The following is a 15045-nucleotide window of genomic DNA, read 5'->3' on the forward strand; positions in this document are numbered from 1 at the left end:
ATGCGGCGCTACGGCAAGCACACCGACGAGGACGACATCCGCCAGCGGCCCAACCGCAAGGGCACCCGTCCCCGCACCACCATCCGCCCCAAGCACGAGGACGCCGTCGAGGGCATGGTCCTCACGGTCGACCGGGGCCGGCTGACCGTGCTGGTCGACGACCGGGCGGTGACGGCGATGAAGGCGCGCGAGCTGGGCCGCAAGGCGGCCGTGGTCGGCGACCGGGTCTCCCTCGTCGGCGACCTGTCCGGCGAGAAGGACACGCTGGCGCGGATCGTGCGGATCGGTGAGCGCAGCTCGGTGCTCCGCCGCACGGCCGACGACGACGACCCGTACGAGCGGGTGGTCGTCGCCAACGCCGACCAGCTCGCGATCGTCACCGCGCTCGCCGACCCGGAGCCGCGCCCCCGGCTGATCGACCGCTGTCTGGTGGCGGCGTACGACGGCGGACTCGAACCCTTCCTGGTGATGACGAAGTCGGACCTGGCGCCGCCCGAGAAGCTCCTGGAGCTGTACGGCGACCTGGACATCCCGCACGTGGTGGTGAACCGCGAGGAGCTGTACGACGGCGGGGCGGCCGACCGGGTGCGGCAGTACCTGGACGGGCGGGTCACGGCCTTCGTCGGGCACTCCGGCGTCGGGAAGACGACGCTGGTCAACGCCCTGGTGCCGGAGGAGAAGCGGCGGATCACCGGCCATGTGAACGCGGTGACGGGCCGCGGCCGGCACACCACGACCTCGGCGCTCGCGCTGCCCCTCGACGCGGCCGAGGGCTGGGTCATCGACACCCCCGGCGTGCGTTCCTTCGGTCTGCACCACGTCGACCCGTCCCGGGTCATCCACGCCTTCCCCGACCTGGAGCCCGGCACGGAGAACTGCCCGCGGGCCTGCAGCCACGACGAGCCGGACTGCGCGCTCGACGCGTTCGTGGCGGAGGGGCACGCCGATCCGGCGCGGCTGTTCTCGCTGCGGCGGCTGCTCGCGACCCGGGAGCGACGCGAGGGCGACTGACCCGTCGGCGTTTACGTCCGCTCGCTGCCGGTAAGTGCATAATCGCACCAAGTGCGACGAAGCAGTCACCGACGGCGTGGGAGGCACTGACGATGGCGTGGCTGCTGGTGGTGATCGCGGGGATCCTGGAGACGGGGTTCGCGGTCTGCCTGAAGCTCTCGCACGGCTTCACCCGGCTGTGGCCGACGGTCGCCTTCGCGGCCTTCGCCCTGGGCAGCTTCGGTCTCCTCACGCTCGCGCTGCGCAAGCTCGACGTGGGTCCGGCGTACGCGGTGTGGACGGGGATCGGCGCGGCCGGGACGGCGATCTACGGCATGGTCTTCCTCGGCGACGTGGTCTCCACGCTCAAGATCGTCTCGATCAGTCTGGTGATCGCTGGGGTCATCGGGCTCCAGCTCTCCGGCTCGGCGCACTGAGGGCCCACCGGCGGCGCCGGTGCGACGACATGGCTGAGGGCGATCCGTACGGCGAGTTCGCAGGGGGCCGCCCAGCCCTCCCCCGCGCAGGCCGCGGCCTCCGCGACGAGCTCGCCCGGCGCGGGCGGGCCGGCGTCGGCGCGCCGCTGGGCGGGGACGGGCGCGAGCCGGGCGCCGGGCCGGGCCGGGCGGGGCTGGGGCAGCCGCTCGTTCCAGGCGCCGGTGAGCAGGGCCCGGAGTATCGGACGGACGGCGGCGCGGGCGACGATCCACTCGGCGACCGCGACGAGGTTCCGCTCCTGCGGTGCCGGGGCGGCGAGCAGCCGCCGGACGCCCACGAGGTAGGCGTCGGCCTCCCTCCGCACCAGCGCGCGGGCCAGCCCGTCCTTGGAGCCGAACTCGTTGTAGAGGGTCTGCCGGGAGACCCGGGCGGAGGCGGCGAGGTCGGCCATCCGCACGGCGGACCAGGGGCGGTGCGCGAGCGCGACGAGCGCGGCGTCGAGCAGGGCCTCGCGGGCGTTCGCCATCCTCACCTCCGGGAGGGAACGGTTCTCCGCTCAGCGTCGACAGGCGCCCACCCCCTGTCAAGGGGCCCGCACGGACCGTCCGGGCGGCGGCCGTGGACGCGTCCGCGCGCGCTCGCGGCTCGGGGATAGAGTGCCGACCATGGCCGACTACCACGATGATCTGCGTCTCGCCCACGTCCTCGCGGATGCCGCCGACGCGGCCACCATGGACCGTTTCCAGGCGCTCGACCTCCAGGTCGAGACGAAGCCGGACATGACTCCGGTGAGCGAGGCGGACAAGGCGGCGGAGGAGCTGATCCGCGGTCAGCTCCAGCGCGCCCGGCCGCGCGACGCGATCCTCGGCGAGGAGTACGGCGTGGAGGGCACCGGCCCGCGCCGCTGGGTGATCGACCCGATCGACGGCACGAAGAACTATGTGCGCGGGGTGCCCGTCTGGGCGACCCTGATCGCGCTGATGGAGGCCGGGGAGACCGGCTTCCAGCCGGTGGTGGGCGTCGTGTCCGCCCCCGCGCTCGGCCGCCGCTGGTGGGCGGCGAAGGGCCTCGGCGCGTACACCGGCCGCAGCCTGGCCTCGGCGACCCGGATCGGCGTGTCGAAGGTCGCCTCCCTGTCGGACGCCTCCTTCGCGTACTCCTCGCTGAGCGGCTGGGAGGAGCGGGGCCGCCTCGACGGCTTCCTCGACCTCACGCGCGCCTGCTGGCGGACCCGGGCGTACGGCGACTTCTGGCCGTACATGATGGTCGCCGAGGGTTCCGTCGACCTCTGCGCGGAGCCGGAGCTCTCGCTGTGGGACATGGCCGCGGTCGCGATCGTGGTCCAGGAGGCCGGCGGCACGTACACCGGTCTCGACGGTCGCCACGGCCCGCACAGCGGGAACGCGGCGGCGTCGAACGGCCTGCTGCACGGGGAGCTGCTCGGCTACCTGAACCAGGAGAGCGCGCAGGGCTGAGCGCCCCGCCGCACTCCCGGGGGCGCCTCGCGCGCCCCCTTGTCGACCCCTCCGCCCGGTGTCACTCTGAGAGTCCCCCCGCTTGTGAACTTGTGAATTCGTTCTCATTGAAGGCGGGAAGGGTTCACCAAGGAGGTGGCTCCGTCCATGCTCGTCCGTGACGCCATGAGCACGGTGGTCCTGACCATCGGCCCCGCCCACACCCTCCGACAGGCGGCCCGGCTGATGTCGGCGCGCCGCGTCGGCGCCGCCGTCGTCCTCGATGCCGACGCCGGCGGGCTCGGGATCCTCACCGAGCGCGACATCCTCAACTCCCTGGGCCGGGACCAGGACCCCGACCGGGAGACCGCCGGCTCCCACACCACCCGGGACGTCGTCTTCGCCGCGCCCACCTGGACCCTGGCGGAGGCGGCCGAGGCCATGACGCACGGCGGCTTCCGGCACCTCGTCGTCCTCGACGACCGCGGACCCGTCGGCATCGTCTCCGTACGGGACATCATCCGCTGCTGGATCCCGGTGCACAGCGTCGCGGGCTGAGCACGCGAAGGCGGGCCGGTCCCCCGTACGGAGGTCCGGCCCGCCCTCTGCCGACGGCAAGCGTCCTCAGCCGCGCAGGGCCTGGACCGCGGCCTCCAGCCGCTTGCCGAAGTCACCGTCCGCCTGGCGGAAGTTGTCGATCGCCCGCTCGGCGATGTCGTCGCGGGAGACCTTGGCGATGAAGCCCGCCAGGTTCTCGACGAGGCGGCCCTTCTCGGCCTCGGACATCAGGCGGTAGAGGTCACCCGCCTGCGTGAAGTCGCCGTCCTCGGCGTGCGCGGGGGCGGCGTGGTCGCCGGTCACGCCGGTGACGGCGGAGCCGGCCCAGAGCGGCCGGTCCGTCTGGTGCGGGCCGCCGAAGCTGTTCGGCTCGTAGTTCTTCGCGCCCTTGTGGCGGCCGTCGTAGAGGAAGCCGTCGCGGGAGTGGGTGCGCGCCTCGGTGGCGTGCGGGCGGTTCACCGGCAGGTGGTCGGCGTTGATGCCGACGCGGTAGCGGTGGGCGTCTCCGTACGCGAAGAGGCGGCCCTGGAGCATCTTGTCCGGGGAGGGACCGATGCCCGGCACGAAGTGCGCGGGGCTGAAGATCGACTGCTCGACCTCGGCGAAGACGTTCTCCGGGTTGCGGTTGAGCTCCAGCCGGCCGATCTCGATCGGCGGGTAGTCCTCGTGCGGCCACACCTTGGTGAGGTCGAAGGGGTTGAAGCGGTAGTCCGCCGCGTCGGCCGCGGGCATGATCTGGACCTGCACGGTCCAGCTCGGGAAGTCGCCGCGCTCGATGGCCTCGCGCAGATCGCGCTGGTGCGAGTCCGGGTCCTCGCCGGCGAGGCGGTTGGCCTCGTCCTGGGTGAGGTTCTTGATGCCCTGGTCGGTCTTGAAGTGGTACTTGACCCAGAACACCTCGCCGGCCTCGTTGTTCCACTGGAACGTGTGGGAGCCGTAGCCGTTCATGTGGCGGTACGAGGCGGGGATGCCGCGGTCGCCGAACAGCCAGGTGACCTGGTGGGTCGACTCCGGGGAGAGGCCCCAGAAGTCCCAGACGTTGTCCGCCTCCTGCGAGCCCGTGTACGGGTCGCGCTTCTGGGTGTGGATGAAGTCGGGGAACTTGACGGCGTCCTTGATGAAGAACACCGGGGTGTTGTTGCCGACGAGGTCGTAGTTGCCCTCCTCGGTGTAGAACTTCAGCGCCCAGCCGCGGGGGTCGCGCACCGCGTCCGCCGAGCCGAGGCTGCCGGCGACGGTGGAGAAGCGCAGGAAGGTCTCGGTCTCCTTGCCGACCTCGGAGAGGAACGCGGCGCGCGTCCACGGCGTGACGTCACGGGTCACCGTGAACGTGCCGTAGGCGCCCGCGCCGCGCGCGTGGACGACGCGCTCCGGGATGCGCTCGCGGTTGAAGTGGGCGAGCTTCTCCAGGAGGAGTTGGTCCTGGACGAGGACCGGACCGCCGACGCCCGCGGTCTCGCTGTTCTGGTTGTCCGCGACCGGAGCCCCGGCCTCCGTGGTGAGCGGTCCCTGCGTCACGTGCGCCTCCTGGGTGATGTCCTGCGTGTCCTGTCGCCCCGGCCGGGCTCCGCCAGGGAGCCTTGGCCAGTACCGGTTTCGATCCTACATTGGACATTGTCCAAGTCAAGGTAGCTTCCAAAGTCACACCCGTTCGGGACCCCGCTCCCCCGACTGTTAGGCTGGCCCCCATGAGTGACCTGTTGGAACGACTGCGCGGACGCGGCTGGCGGATGACCGCGCAGCGGCGTGTCGTGGCCGAGGTCCTCGACGGGGACCATGTGCACCTGACCGCCGACGAGGTCCACGCGCGCGCCGTGACGAAGCTGCCCGAGATCTCGCGCGCCACCGTGTACAACACGCTGGGCGAGATGGTCACCCTCGGCGAGGTCATCGAGGTCGCGACCGACGGACGCGCCAAGCGGTACGACCCCAACGCCCACCGGCCCCACCAGCACCTGGTCTGCGGCCGCTGCGGCGCGATCCGCGACGTGCACCCGGCCGGCGACCCGCTGGCGGACCTCCCGGACGCCGAGCGCTTCGGCTTCACGATCTCGAACGTCGAGGTCACCTACCGGGGCATCTGCCCGAGCTGCGCCGCCACCGCCTGACGACACGAAGAAGCCCCCGCTCCGGCGGGGGCTTCTTCGTGACCCGGATCGACGACGAAGGCCCGGATCCAGTGACTGGATCCGGGCCTTCGTGATACTGAGTAGCGGGGACAGGATTTGAACCTGCGACCTCTGGGTTATGAGCCCAGCGAGCTACCGAGCTGCTCCACCCCGCGTCGGTGAACACCACCTTACGGGACCGTTCGGAGCAGGGCAAATTCGTTAGGCGGTGAGCTCCTGGTGCAGCGCCTCGCTCAGCCGCGCCGCCCGCTCGGCGACCTCCGCCGGGCCCAGCTCCACCGCGCGGTCGCACCAGCGGCGCCCCTCGGTGAGCTCGCCCCGGCGCGCCGCGAGCAGCGCGAGCCGGAGCGCCGCGCGGCCGTGCCCCGCGCGCGCCGCCCGGGTCCACCAGAGCGCGGCCTCCCGCTCGCTGCCCTCGCGGGCGAGGAGGAGCCCGAGGTTGAAGGCGCCGTTGCGGCTGCCCGCCTCGGCGGCCTCGCGGTACCAGCGGTCGGCCTCGGCGAGGTCACCGCGCCCGGCGGCGAGCATCCCGACCCGCACCTGGGCGCGCCGGTGCCCCTGCTGGGCGGCCCGCTCGTACCACTCCTCGCACTCGGACTTCTCCTCGCGGGGCGCGCCGAGCACGGCGGGGCCCGGCTCGGGGCGACGCGCGTCGAGCACCGAGGCGAGCCGGAAGGCGGCCTCGGCGCTGCCGCCGCCGGCCGCGCACCGCAGGTGCCGCTCGGCGGTCTGCTCGTCGCCGTCCCGCAGGGCCGCGATGCCGACCTGGAGGGCGGCCTCGGTGTGCCCGGCGGCGGCGGCGCGCTCGTACCAGACGAGGGCCGTGCGGTCCTCGTCGCGTCCGGCGTGGAGGATGCCCAGGTTGAACGCGGCGTCCACGCTGCCGGCCTCGGCGGCCTTGGAGAACCACGGCTCGGCGCCGTTGGCGTCGCCGGCCTGGAGGAGCAGCACCGCGAGCGCGTTGGCGGCCTCACGGTGGCCCGCGTAGGCGGCGCGCCGGTACCACTGCTCGGCCTGCGGGATGCGGTCCTGGGCGGCGCAGAGCAGCCCGAGGTTGTAGGCGCCGTTCACGTCGCCGGCGTCCATGGCGGCCCGGTACCAGCGCTCGGCGGTCTGCTGCTCGCCCCGCGCGGCGTGCAGGGCGCCGAGGGCGTTGGCCGCGTTGCCGTCGCCGTCCTGGGCGGCCCGCAGCCACCAGGCGCCGGCGCTCTCCTCGTCGCCCGCGTCCCGGAGCAGGAAGCCGAGCGCGCAGGCGGCCTTCGCCTCGCCCTCCTTGGCGGAGCTGAGGTACCAGCGGCCGGCCTCCTTGAGCTCGCCCCGGTGCTCCAGGATCGCGCCCAGGTGGAGCGCGGCCCGGCGGTGGCCGCGCGCGGCGGCCTGCCGGAACCACTGCTCGGCCTCGGCGGCCTCTCCGGCGCGCTCGCCGGTCGGCTGCCCGGGGACGGCCGTCCCGGTGCCGGTCGCGGCCGCGCCGGGGGGCGCGAGCGCGCGGGCCGGGGGCCGCAGCCGGGTGCCGGTCTCGTGCGGTCCGCGGGTGGTCTCGGTGGCGCGGCGCTCCAGGGCGAGGGCGAGGCGGTACGCGGCCTCGCGGTGGCCCTGTTCGGCGGCGGCGCGCAGCCAGCGCTCGGCGCCGACGTCGCTGCGGTGCTCCAGGAGGTCCGCGAGGGCGTACGCGCCGAGGGCGTGGCCCTGCTCGGCGGCCTGGCGCAGCCAGTACTCGGCGGCCGGTTCGTCGCCGCGCTCGCGGTGGTGGCGGCCGAGGGCGTGGGCGGCGGGCGCGGAGCCGGCGACGGCGGCGACCCGCCACCAGCCGGCCGCCTCGTCGGCGTATCCGCGCTGGTGGAGCAGGACGCCCAGGTTGTTGGCGGCGGCCCGGTCCCCCTCGGCCGTGGCCCGGCGGAGGTACGGCTCGGCGCCGTCGAGGTCGCCGCGGCGCAGCAGCAGCGCGCCGAGGGCGCTCATCGAGGCGAGGTCACCGCACTCGGCGGCCCGTCGGTGCCGGGCCTCGGTCTCGGTCTCGGTCTCGGCGTCGGTCTCGGCGGTGGTGTCGACGGCCGCATCGACGGCCCCTACTGCCTCGATGATCTCGTCTGCGGCGTTTCTGGCGTGCCGCTGCACAAACCGCCCTGTCTCCAACAGAGTTGCCCTGTCCCCCATAAATACCATCGTCGCACCACCCGCAACCCGAGCACACCTGGTATACCGCAGCCAGTGAGGTCACTCAGCGTTTTGTCGACATGCCCACAGAGAGACAAGTCAAACACGACTCACGCCAACTCGCCCCCTCCCTACCGCCCTTCGGCACCCCCCGGCACGTCGACACACGACAAGGGCCCGGATCCTTATGGATCCGGGCCCTTGTCCTCTGAGTAGCGGGGACAGGATTTGAACCTGCGACCTCTGGGTTATGAGCCCAGCGAGCTACCGAGCTGCTCCACCCCGCGTCGGTGAAACCACAGTATCACGACGCGGGGACGGAAAACCTCAGGTCAGCCGCCTGACCCCGGGGTCTTGAGCTTCGCGCCGGCCTCCGCGGCCCGCTGGAGCGCCGCCTGGAGGTCCTCCTGGGCCTTGCCGTACGCGGCCCAGTCCTGCTTCTGCAGAGCGGCCTCGCCCGCGTCGTACGCCTTCTGGGCGTCGGCGATCGCCTGCTGGAGCGCGACGTCGTTCGAGGCCGGCGGCTGGGTCGTGCCAGGCGGCTGCGTGGTGCCCGGCGGGGTCGTCGGCGAGGTCGGCGCCTCCACCCCGAAGACCGCGTTCAGCGCCTTGGTGAGGTTGTCCTCGAAGACCGTGACGTCCTTGGTCGTGTCACCGTCCGGCTGGTCCGCGTCCACGTACGACACCGCGACCTTCTTCAGGAGCGGATAGAGCGCGTTGCGTCCCTGGGCGTACACCGGCTCCACGTACAGGAACCCGCCGTCGAGCGGCACGGTCAGCAGGTTGCCGTACTGGATGTCGGAGTCGGCGCCCTTCATGTCCCGGACGAAGGTGGCCACGGACGGCAGACCGTTCAGCTTGCTCTGCACCTGCGCCGGGCCCGGGACGTCCTCGGTGACCCGGAGCAGTCTCAGCCGGCCGTACTCCTTGCTGGTGGCGTCGGCGTCGACCGCCATGAAGCCGCCCAGGTTGGGCCGCCCGTTCGGCGTGAACGTCGTCGTCAGCGAGAAGCGCTGCGCCGTGTCCCCGGGCATCTTCATGCTCAGGTAGTACGGCGGGACCGCGTTGCCGTCCTTGTTGGTCGGGTCGTCCGGCACCTGCCAGGCGTCCGAGCCGCTGTAGAACTGGGCGGGGTCGGTGACGTGGTACCGGGTCAGCAGCTCGCGCTGGACCTTGAACATGTCCTGCGGGTAGCGCAGGTGCTGGAGCAGGTCGCCCTTGATCTCGGACTTCGGCCTGACCGTGTCGGGGAAGGCCTTCATCCAGGTCTTGAGGACCGGGTCCTGGGTGTCCCACTCGTACAGCTTCACCGTGCCGTCGTAGGCGTCGACGGTGGCCTTGACCGAGTTGCGGATGTAGTTGACCTGGTTCTGCTGGGCGACGACCGTGCGCTGCTGGTTGCCGACGGTCAGCGAGTCGGCCGTGGTGTCGCCGAGCGTGGTGCGCGAGGCGTACGGGTAGCCGTTGGTCGTCGTGTAGGCGTCGATGATCCACTGGATCCGGCCGTCGACGACCGCCGGGTAGGCGTCGCCGTCGATGGTCAGCCAGGGGGCGACGGCCTCGACGCGCTCCTTGGGCGTGCGGTTGTACAGGATCCGCGAGCCCTCGCCGATGGCTCCCGAGTAGAGGATCTGCGGCTCGCTGAAGGCCACCGCGTACGCGGCGCGGTTGAAGGTGCTGGAGAGGCTGACGCCGCTCTTCTCCTTGTAGCTGGTGGTCTTCTCGCCGTTCTCCTCGTAGTCCAGCTCCTTCTGCGGGCCGCCCACGATCGAGTACTGGTCGGTCTTCTCGCCGTAGTAGATCCGCTGCTGGTACGTGCCGAGCGAACCGGTCGTCGGCAGTCCGGACTCGGTGAAGACCGGGGAGCCGTTGGCGTCCGTCTGCGTGCCCGAGGCCAGGATCGCGCCGTAGCCGTGGGTGTAGGTGAAGTGGTCGTTGATCCAGTTCCGCTTGGGGATGCCCTTGATGTTCAGCTCGCGCAGGCCGACGACGGTGTCCTTGCCCTGGTAGCGGTCCACGTCCAGGGTCGTCGGGAACTGGTAGTACTTCCGCTTCTGCTCCAGCTGCTGGAACGTCGGCGACACGATGTTCGGGTCGAGGAGACGGTAGCTCGCCGCCGAGTCGGCGTCCGTCCGGAGCTTCTCCTTGGCCTTGACCGTCGACTTGCCCGAGTAGTTCTCCGGCTTCGTCCCGTCGATGGCGTACGCCTTGCGGGTCGCGTCGATGTTCTTCTGGATGTACGGCGCTTCCTTGGCCTGCTCGTTCGGCTGGACCTGGAACTTCTGCACGATGGCCGGGTACAGGCCGCCGATCAGGACCGCCGACAGGACCATGAGGCCGAAGCCGATCACCGGCAGCTGCCAGGTGCGGCGCCAGAGCGTCGCGAAGAACAGCAGCGCGCAGATGACGGCGATGCAGAACAGGATCGTCTTCGCCGGCAGATAGGCGTTGGCGTCCACGTACCGCAGACCCGTCCAGTTGCCGGTGGCCTTGAAGTCACTGGACTTCACCGCCAGGCCGTACCGGTCGAGCCAGTACGCCACGGCCTTGAGCGCCACGAAGAGGCCGAGCAGCACCGAGAGGTGGCCGGTGGCCGCCGCGGTCGCCCGCGCGCCGGGACTGGTGATCCGCAGCCCGCCGTACAGGTAGTGCGTCAGCGCGGCGGCGATCAGGGACAGCACGGCGGCGGCGAAGCCGAACGCGAGGAGGAAGCGGTACCAGGGCAGGTCGAAGGCGTAGAACGACACGTCGAGGTCGAACTGCGGGTCCTTCTGTCCGAACTTCACCCCGTTGACCCACATGAGCCAGGTGCGCCACTGGCCCGACGCGGAGGCACCGGCGATCAGGGCCACCAGGGCGGTGACCGCGAGGAGCACCCACTTCTTGAACGGGGCCAGACCCATCCGGTACCGGTCGAGGCTCTGCTGCTCCAGCGACATCGCGCTGAGCGGCGGCCGCAGCCGGTACGCCAGCCAGATGTTGAAGCCGACGGCGAGCCCCATCAGCAGGCCGAAGACCGCGAAGAGGCCGATCTTGGTCCACAGAGTGGTGGTGAACACGGACGAGTACTCGACCGAGCGATACCAGAGCCAGTCCGTCCAGAACCCGGCGAACATCACGAACGCCATGGCGAGGACGGCCAGCACCCCGAGTGTCATGAGCAGGGTGCGGGCCCGCCGGGACGGCCGGCCGACTCTCACCCTCGGCCCGGACGGGCCTCGGCCACGGTCCGGCATCTGGAAAGCCAACGTGCGCCCCTCGATGTTGATGCGTCTGAAAGCAGGCCCCGCGATCGTAGAGCCCACTGATGCAACTTACTGAGGCTTTACCTAGTTCCCGCCTTCAGGGGAAGAGGAGGCAGGATATTGGTCATGTCCAACGTTTCCCCCTCCGGCCCGGCCATGGCCGCGAGCCCCCTCACCCGCGCGGTGCTCGAGATCGACGAGTACGCGTCGGGCCTCGGCTGGGACCAGCCCGCCCGCCTGTTCGCCCTGGTCGACACCGCTCGCCTGCGCGCCCAGGAACCCAAGCTCGCCTCCCAGCTCGGGCTGGGCGACGACGCCACCGCCTACACCCCGATCGAGCAGGACAAGCTGCCGCGCGGCAAGGCCCTCGACGAGTTCCTCGGAACGATCGCCTGGCCCGACGCCGTCGCCGGCTGCGCCCTCACCGTGGAGCGGCTCATGCTGCCCCCGTCGGCCGAGGCCCAGGTCCCGCAGGGCCTGAACGAGAAGCAGCTCGCCAAGTGGGTCGCCGGACACCCGGACCGCCAGGAGGTCCGGATGACCGTGGCGGTGCTGCGGAACGGCACGCGCGAGGCGGCGATCCGGCTCCGCGAGAAGGACTCGCCGACCGAGGTGCTGACCGGCCCCGACCTGGTGCCGGGCCTCGCCGAGGCGCTGACCGCCACCTTCGAGGGCTGAGCCGCTCCCGTACGAGGAAGGGGCGCCCGGTCGCTGACCGGGCGCCCCTTCGCGTACGGACCGGGTCAGCTCTTCGAGCAGCTCGGCAGCGACGCCGTGTCGCCCTTGCGGAGCTTCTCCAGCGACTTCGTGGCGTCGTCGATGGTGTCGACCTTGATCAGGGTCAGTCCGTCCGGGGTGTCGGCCGCGGCGGCCTCGCAGTTGTCGGCGGGAGTGAGGAAGTACGCCGCGCCCGCGTTCCGCGCGCCCACCAGCTTCATCTCGATGCCGCCGATCGGGCCGACCACGCCCTTGTCGTCGATGGTGCCCGTGCCGGCGATGAACCGGCCGCCGGTGAGGCTCTCCGGGGTCAGCTTGTCGACGAGGCCGAGGGCGAACATCAGACCGGCGCTGGGGCCGCCGACATCGGCGAGGTTGATGTCGATCGTGAACGGGAAGACGTGGTCGGTGCCCGCCTGGATGCCGACGACGGCCCGGTCGCCCTCCTCCGAGGTCGTGGTCGTGATGACCACCTTCCGGGTGACGGTGGGCTCCTTGTGGGCCTTCTCCGCGGCGGCCGCCTCCTTGGCGGGGACGATCGTGAACTCGACGTCCTGGCCGGGCTTCCGCTTCGTGACCTGCTTGGCGACGTCGGCCTGCTCCTTGACCGGCACGCCGTCGACGGCCTTGATCACGTCTCCGGCGTGCAGCTTCCCCTCGGCCGGGGCGCCCTTGACGACCGTGGCCACCACGACCCGGGCGACGACCGGGATGCCCAGCTCGCCGAGGGCCGCCACCTTGGCGCTCTCCTGGGACTGGCTGAACTCCTCGGCGTTCTCCTGGCTCGACTCCTCCTCGGTCTTGCCGTCCGGGTAGAGGGTGTCGTGCGGCACCACCACGTTGTCGTGGGCGAGCCAGCCGTAGACGGCCTCGACGGCGTTCATCTTGTAGTCCGCGCTGGTGACGCGGACCGTCGTCATGTTGAGGTGGCCGTCGGTCGGGTAGGTCTTGCGTCCCGAGATCTGGAGGACCGGTTCCCCCCTGGCGTCGCCGAGGGTGTTGACCGTGGGCCCCGGGCTCATCTCCGCGTACGGCACCGGGATCAGAACGCCCGCGATGAGCAGACAGATCAGGACCAGGGTGGAGGCGAGCATCGTCGCGGTGCGGCGTGGCATGGAACGACAGTACGGGACTCGTCTGTGGGTGCACCCCTGGGGCGGTCCGTACGGGGCGGGCCTCCTCAGCCGGAGGGCGAGGTGGTGACCGCGGAGGCCGTCGCGGCCGGTTCGCGCTCCGCGCGGGCGGGATCGGCGATCGTGACGTGGGTCCGCTCCATGGCGTCCCGGAAGCGCGCGTAGCCGGCGAGTTCCGCCACGTCACCTATGGTCTTGTTCCTCGAAGCCCAGCTTCCCCATATCGCCGCGCCGACGACTGCGAAAAGCGGAATCAGCAACCAGGCCAGCGCTGCCATCCCGACCTCCCATCCCCAGTTGGTTGATCAGCAGACTCTGTCATCTGTGAGGTCAACGCTGGCGCCTGGGGGGCGGTTACGCAAATCGGGCGGTCGGCTACGCCCTGTCGGCGTGCCGCCTTGCCGCCCTCCGGTGCTGGGGCCGGTGGACCCTTCCGGTCACGGCTAGCAGGACCCCACCCATTCCTCGGTGCCGTCCGAGAACGTCTGGTGCTTCCAGATGGGGACCTCGTGCTTGAGGTCGTCGATGAGCTTCCGGCAGGCCTCGAAGGCCTCGGCGCGGTGCGGGCAGGAGACGGCGACGACCACCGCGATGTCGCCGACGCGCAGGTCGCCGACGCGGTGGACGGCGGCCAGGGCCCGGACCGGGTAGTTCGCCACGACCTTCTCCGCGACCCGGCGGAGCTCCGCCCCGGCGGTCGGGTGACAGGAGTAGCCCAGCGCGTCGACGTCCGCGCCGCCGTCGTGGTTGCGCACCGTGCCGACGAAGAGGGTGGTGCCGCCGGATGCGTCGTCGCCGACGGCCCGGAAGACCTCGTCGACCGAGAGCGGGGTGTCACGGATCGCGAGCAGCTTGATCGGGTCGTCCGCTGCCTGCTCGCCGGGGTGGTCGTGGGTCTGCGCCATGCGCCCATGGTGCCGCACGGCCGCGGCAACCGGTAAGGGACCTTTCGACCTGTGGACGGGAGCCTCCCTAGGAGGGTCCTACAAGCTACAGGCCCCTCCGCTTCCGCATCTGCCGGACCAGGGCCGCCGTGCCGAGCAGCGCCACCGTCGCACCGGCCGCGCCGGCCGCCGTCGCGTCCTTGCGGCCCAGGCGGCGGCCGGCGACCGTGTGACGGCCCTCGACCTCCTCCAGGAGCGCGGCGAGGACCTCCTCGTTCGTCCACTTGGGGCGCCAGCCGGCGTCGTGCAGCCGCCCGACGCTCACCACCCAGGGGTGCATGGTGTAGGCGAGGTCGCCCGCCGGGGACGGGGTGAGCCCGATCCGGTGCAGCCGGGCCGCGGTGCCGAGGGCGACCGCGGAGGGCAGCTCCATGCGGCGGATCCCGGAGAGCTCCTCGACCTCCTCCTGTTCGAGCCAGCCCTCGCAGCCGACCGCGAACTCCCCGTCGACCTTCTCCAGGGCCGCGTACTCCAGGGCGCTGACCAGGTCCTCGACGTGGCAGAACTGCCAGGTGGGCCGGGATCCGGCGACGACCAGCAGCCGCGGCGACTCGAAGTAGCGGGTCAGCGCCGTGTCCGTACCGCCGACGAGGACGGCGGGGCGGACGACGGTGACGTGCAGGCCGGGGTGGGCGCGAGGGGCGCGGCGGCCGAGGCGCTCGATCTCCAGCATGTCGCCGACGCCGGTGGCCTCCGCCGTCGCCCTGAGCTCGGCGTCCTCGGAGAGCGGGATGTCGTTGTCGGGCAGGGCGCCGTAGACCATCGCGGAGGTGCAGAGCACCACCCGGTGGACCCCGGCCGCCGCCGCCGCGGTCAGGACGGTCTGGGTGCCGCGCACGTTGTACGCGGTCCTGGCGGCGGGGTCGGTCTCCAGGTCGAGGTCGACGGCGAGGTGCACGACGACGTCCGCGCCGCGCAGCTTCTCGGCGATGGCCGGGTCCCGCACGTCGAGGATGTGCCACTGCGCCTCGGCGACCTCGCCCCGGCGCTCGTCGATGGCGACGACCCGCTTGATCTCCTCGGACGCGGCGAGGCGCCTGGTCAGCAGGTCACCGACGCCGGAGGCGGCGCCGGTGACCGCGACGACGGGGCCGCGCACGGCGGACCGGGTTGAGGGGTTTCGCGCTCCGCGAACCTGTGGATCTGGGGAACTCACCGGGCGTCTCCAGCGGTTGTCTTCAGTACGGACGCGCATGACGCGTACGGACCAGGTGGCGTCCATCCTGCCGCAGGGCACGTCCCGGCGGAGCACCGAGCCCGATTCCGGCCCGGATGTCTAC

General features: G+C 71.8%; 14 protein-coding genes and 2 tRNA genes. 6 read left to right on the forward strand and 10 right to left on the reverse strand.

Annotated elements, in window-relative coordinates; translation table 11 throughout:
* Together rsgA and ABTY59_RS00175 are read left to right on the forward strand one after the other, a co-directional pair.
* Entirely contained in the window at positions 1-1011 is a 1011-nt protein-coding gene (gene rsgA / locus ABTY59_RS00170; RefSeq protein WP_352016645.1) for a ribosome small subunit-dependent GTPase A, read from the forward strand.
* Between the two features lie 92 nt (positions 1012-1103).
* On the forward strand, positions 1104-1427 hold the full coding sequence (locus ABTY59_RS00175) for a DMT family transporter (protein ID WP_189799973.1): 324 nt from the start codon (positions 1104-1106) through the stop codon (positions 1425-1427).
* Here ABTY59_RS00175 and ABTY59_RS00180 read toward each other — a convergent pair.
* Positions 1319-1954 (reverse strand): TetR/AcrR family transcriptional regulator, encoded by a 636-nt coding sequence (locus ABTY59_RS00180; RefSeq protein ID WP_352016646.1) that lies wholly within the window; start codon positions 1952-1954, stop codon positions 1319-1321. The two genes, ABTY59_RS00175 and ABTY59_RS00180, sit on opposite strands and share 109 nt — an antisense overlap.
* A 139-nt stretch (positions 1955-2093) precedes the next feature.
* On the opposite strand from ABTY59_RS00180, the gene hisN reads away from it, so the two are divergent.
* Complete coding sequence (gene hisN, locus ABTY59_RS00185) at positions 2094-2903, forward strand: histidinol-phosphatase (protein WP_352016647.1); 810 nt, start codon at positions 2094-2096, stop codon at positions 2901-2903.
* A gap of 147 nt (positions 2904-3050) precedes the next feature.
* On the forward strand, positions 3051-3440 hold the full coding sequence (locus ABTY59_RS00190) for a CBS domain-containing protein (protein ID WP_352016648.1): 390 nt from the start codon (positions 3051-3053) through the stop codon (positions 3438-3440).
* A gap of 66 nt (positions 3441-3506) precedes the next feature.
* On the opposite strand, the gene ABTY59_RS00195 is transcribed toward ABTY59_RS00190, so the two are convergent.
* Complete coding sequence (locus ABTY59_RS00195) at positions 3507-4976, reverse strand: catalase (RefSeq protein ID WP_352017285.1); 1470 nt, start codon at positions 4974-4976, stop codon at positions 3507-3509.
* 152 nt (positions 4977-5128) lie between these two features.
* On the opposite strand from ABTY59_RS00195, the gene ABTY59_RS00200 reads away from it, so the two are divergent.
* Positions 5129-5548 carry a Fur family transcriptional regulator gene (locus ABTY59_RS00200; protein WP_352016649.1) on the forward strand — a complete coding sequence of 140 codons (420 nt, stop codon included), beginning with the start codon at positions 5129-5131 and terminating at the stop codon, positions 5546-5548.
* A 102-nt stretch (positions 5549-5650) separates the two neighbouring features.
* On the opposite strand, the gene ABTY59_RS00205 is transcribed toward ABTY59_RS00200, so the two are convergent.
* From ABTY59_RS00205 to ABTY59_RS00220, 4 genes are all read right to left on the reverse strand, one after another.
* Positions 5651-5724 (reverse strand) — tRNA-Met (locus tag ABTY59_RS00205).
* Between the two features lie 46 nt (positions 5725-5770).
* Entirely contained in the window at positions 5771-7735 is a 1965-nt protein-coding gene (locus ABTY59_RS00210) for a tetratricopeptide repeat protein (RefSeq protein ID WP_352016650.1), read from the reverse strand.
* Positions 7736-7939: 204 nt separating this feature from the next.
* Positions 7940-8013, reverse strand: a tRNA-Met gene (locus tag ABTY59_RS00215).
* 45 nt (positions 8014-8058) lie between these two features.
* Complete coding sequence (locus ABTY59_RS00220; RefSeq protein WP_352016651.1) at positions 8059-10962, reverse strand: UPF0182 family membrane protein; 2904 nt, start codon at positions 10960-10962, stop codon at positions 8059-8061.
* 135 nt (positions 10963-11097) lie between these two features.
* On the opposite strand from ABTY59_RS00220, the gene ABTY59_RS00225 reads away from it, so the two are divergent.
* A complete protein-coding gene (locus ABTY59_RS00225; protein ID WP_352016652.1) occupies positions 11098-11649 on the forward strand; it encodes a PPA1309 family protein in 552 nt (183 codons plus the stop codon).
* Positions 11650-11714: 65 nt separating this feature from the next.
* Here ABTY59_RS00225 and ABTY59_RS00230 read toward each other — a convergent pair whose 3' ends face one another.
* From ABTY59_RS00230 to ABTY59_RS00245, 4 genes are all read right to left on the reverse strand, one after another.
* A complete protein-coding gene (locus ABTY59_RS00230; protein ID WP_352016653.1) occupies positions 11715-12803 on the reverse strand; it encodes a YlbL family protein in 1089 nt (362 codons plus the stop codon).
* A gap of 65 nt (positions 12804-12868) precedes the next feature.
* Positions 12869-13003 (reverse strand): hypothetical protein, encoded by a 135-nt coding sequence (locus ABTY59_RS00235; protein WP_352017318.1) that lies wholly within the window; start codon positions 13001-13003, stop codon positions 12869-12871.
* Between the two features lie 261 nt (positions 13004-13264).
* Entirely contained in the window at positions 13265-13726 is a 462-nt protein-coding gene (locus ABTY59_RS00240; protein WP_352016654.1) for a molybdenum cofactor biosynthesis protein MoaE, read from the reverse strand.
* Between the two features lie 85 nt (positions 13727-13811).
* A complete protein-coding gene (locus ABTY59_RS00245) occupies positions 13812-14921 on the reverse strand; it encodes an SDR family oxidoreductase (protein WP_351193747.1) in 1110 nt (369 codons plus the stop codon).
* Positions 14922-15045: the final 124 nt, after the last annotated feature.

The organism is Streptomyces sp. NPDC096079, assembly GCF_040303145.1.
Classification (GTDB): domain Bacteria; phylum Actinomycetota; class Actinomycetes; order Streptomycetales; family Streptomycetaceae; genus Streptomyces.

Coding starts and splice junctions, on each gene's coding strand:
- rsgA (WP_352016645.1), top strand. CDS start 1: ATGCGGCGCTACGGCAAGCACACCGACGAGGACGACATCCGCCAGCGG.
- ABTY59_RS00175 (WP_189799973.1), top strand. CDS start 1,104: ATGGCGTGGCTGCTGGTGGTGATCGCGGGGATCCTGGAGACGGGGTTC.
- ABTY59_RS00180 (WP_352016646.1), bottom strand. CDS start 1,954: ATGGCGAACGCCCGCGAGGCCCTGCTCGACGCCGCGCTCGTCGCGCTC.
- hisN (WP_352016647.1), top strand. CDS start 2,094: ATGGCCGACTACCACGATGATCTGCGTCTCGCCCACGTCCTCGCGGAT.
- ABTY59_RS00190 (WP_352016648.1), top strand. CDS start 3,051: ATGCTCGTCCGTGACGCCATGAGCACGGTGGTCCTGACCATCGGCCCC.
- ABTY59_RS00200 (WP_352016649.1), top strand. CDS start 5,129: ATGAGTGACCTGTTGGAACGACTGCGCGGACGCGGCTGGCGGATGACC.
- ABTY59_RS00210 (WP_352016650.1), bottom strand. CDS start 7,735: ATGGTATTTATGGGGGACAGGGCAACTCTGTTGGAGACAGGGCGGTTT.
- ABTY59_RS00220 (WP_352016651.1), bottom strand. CDS start 10,962: ATGCCGGACCGTGGCCGAGGCCCGTCCGGGCCGAGGGTGAGAGTCGGC.
- ABTY59_RS00225 (WP_352016652.1), top strand. CDS start 11,098: ATGTCCAACGTTTCCCCCTCCGGCCCGGCCATGGCCGCGAGCCCCCTC.
- ABTY59_RS00230 (WP_352016653.1), bottom strand. CDS start 12,803: ATGCCACGCCGCACCGCGACGATGCTCGCCTCCACCCTGGTCCTGATC.
- ABTY59_RS00240 (WP_352016654.1), bottom strand. CDS start 13,726: ATGGCGCAGACCCACGACCACCCCGGCGAGCAGGCAGCGGACGACCCG.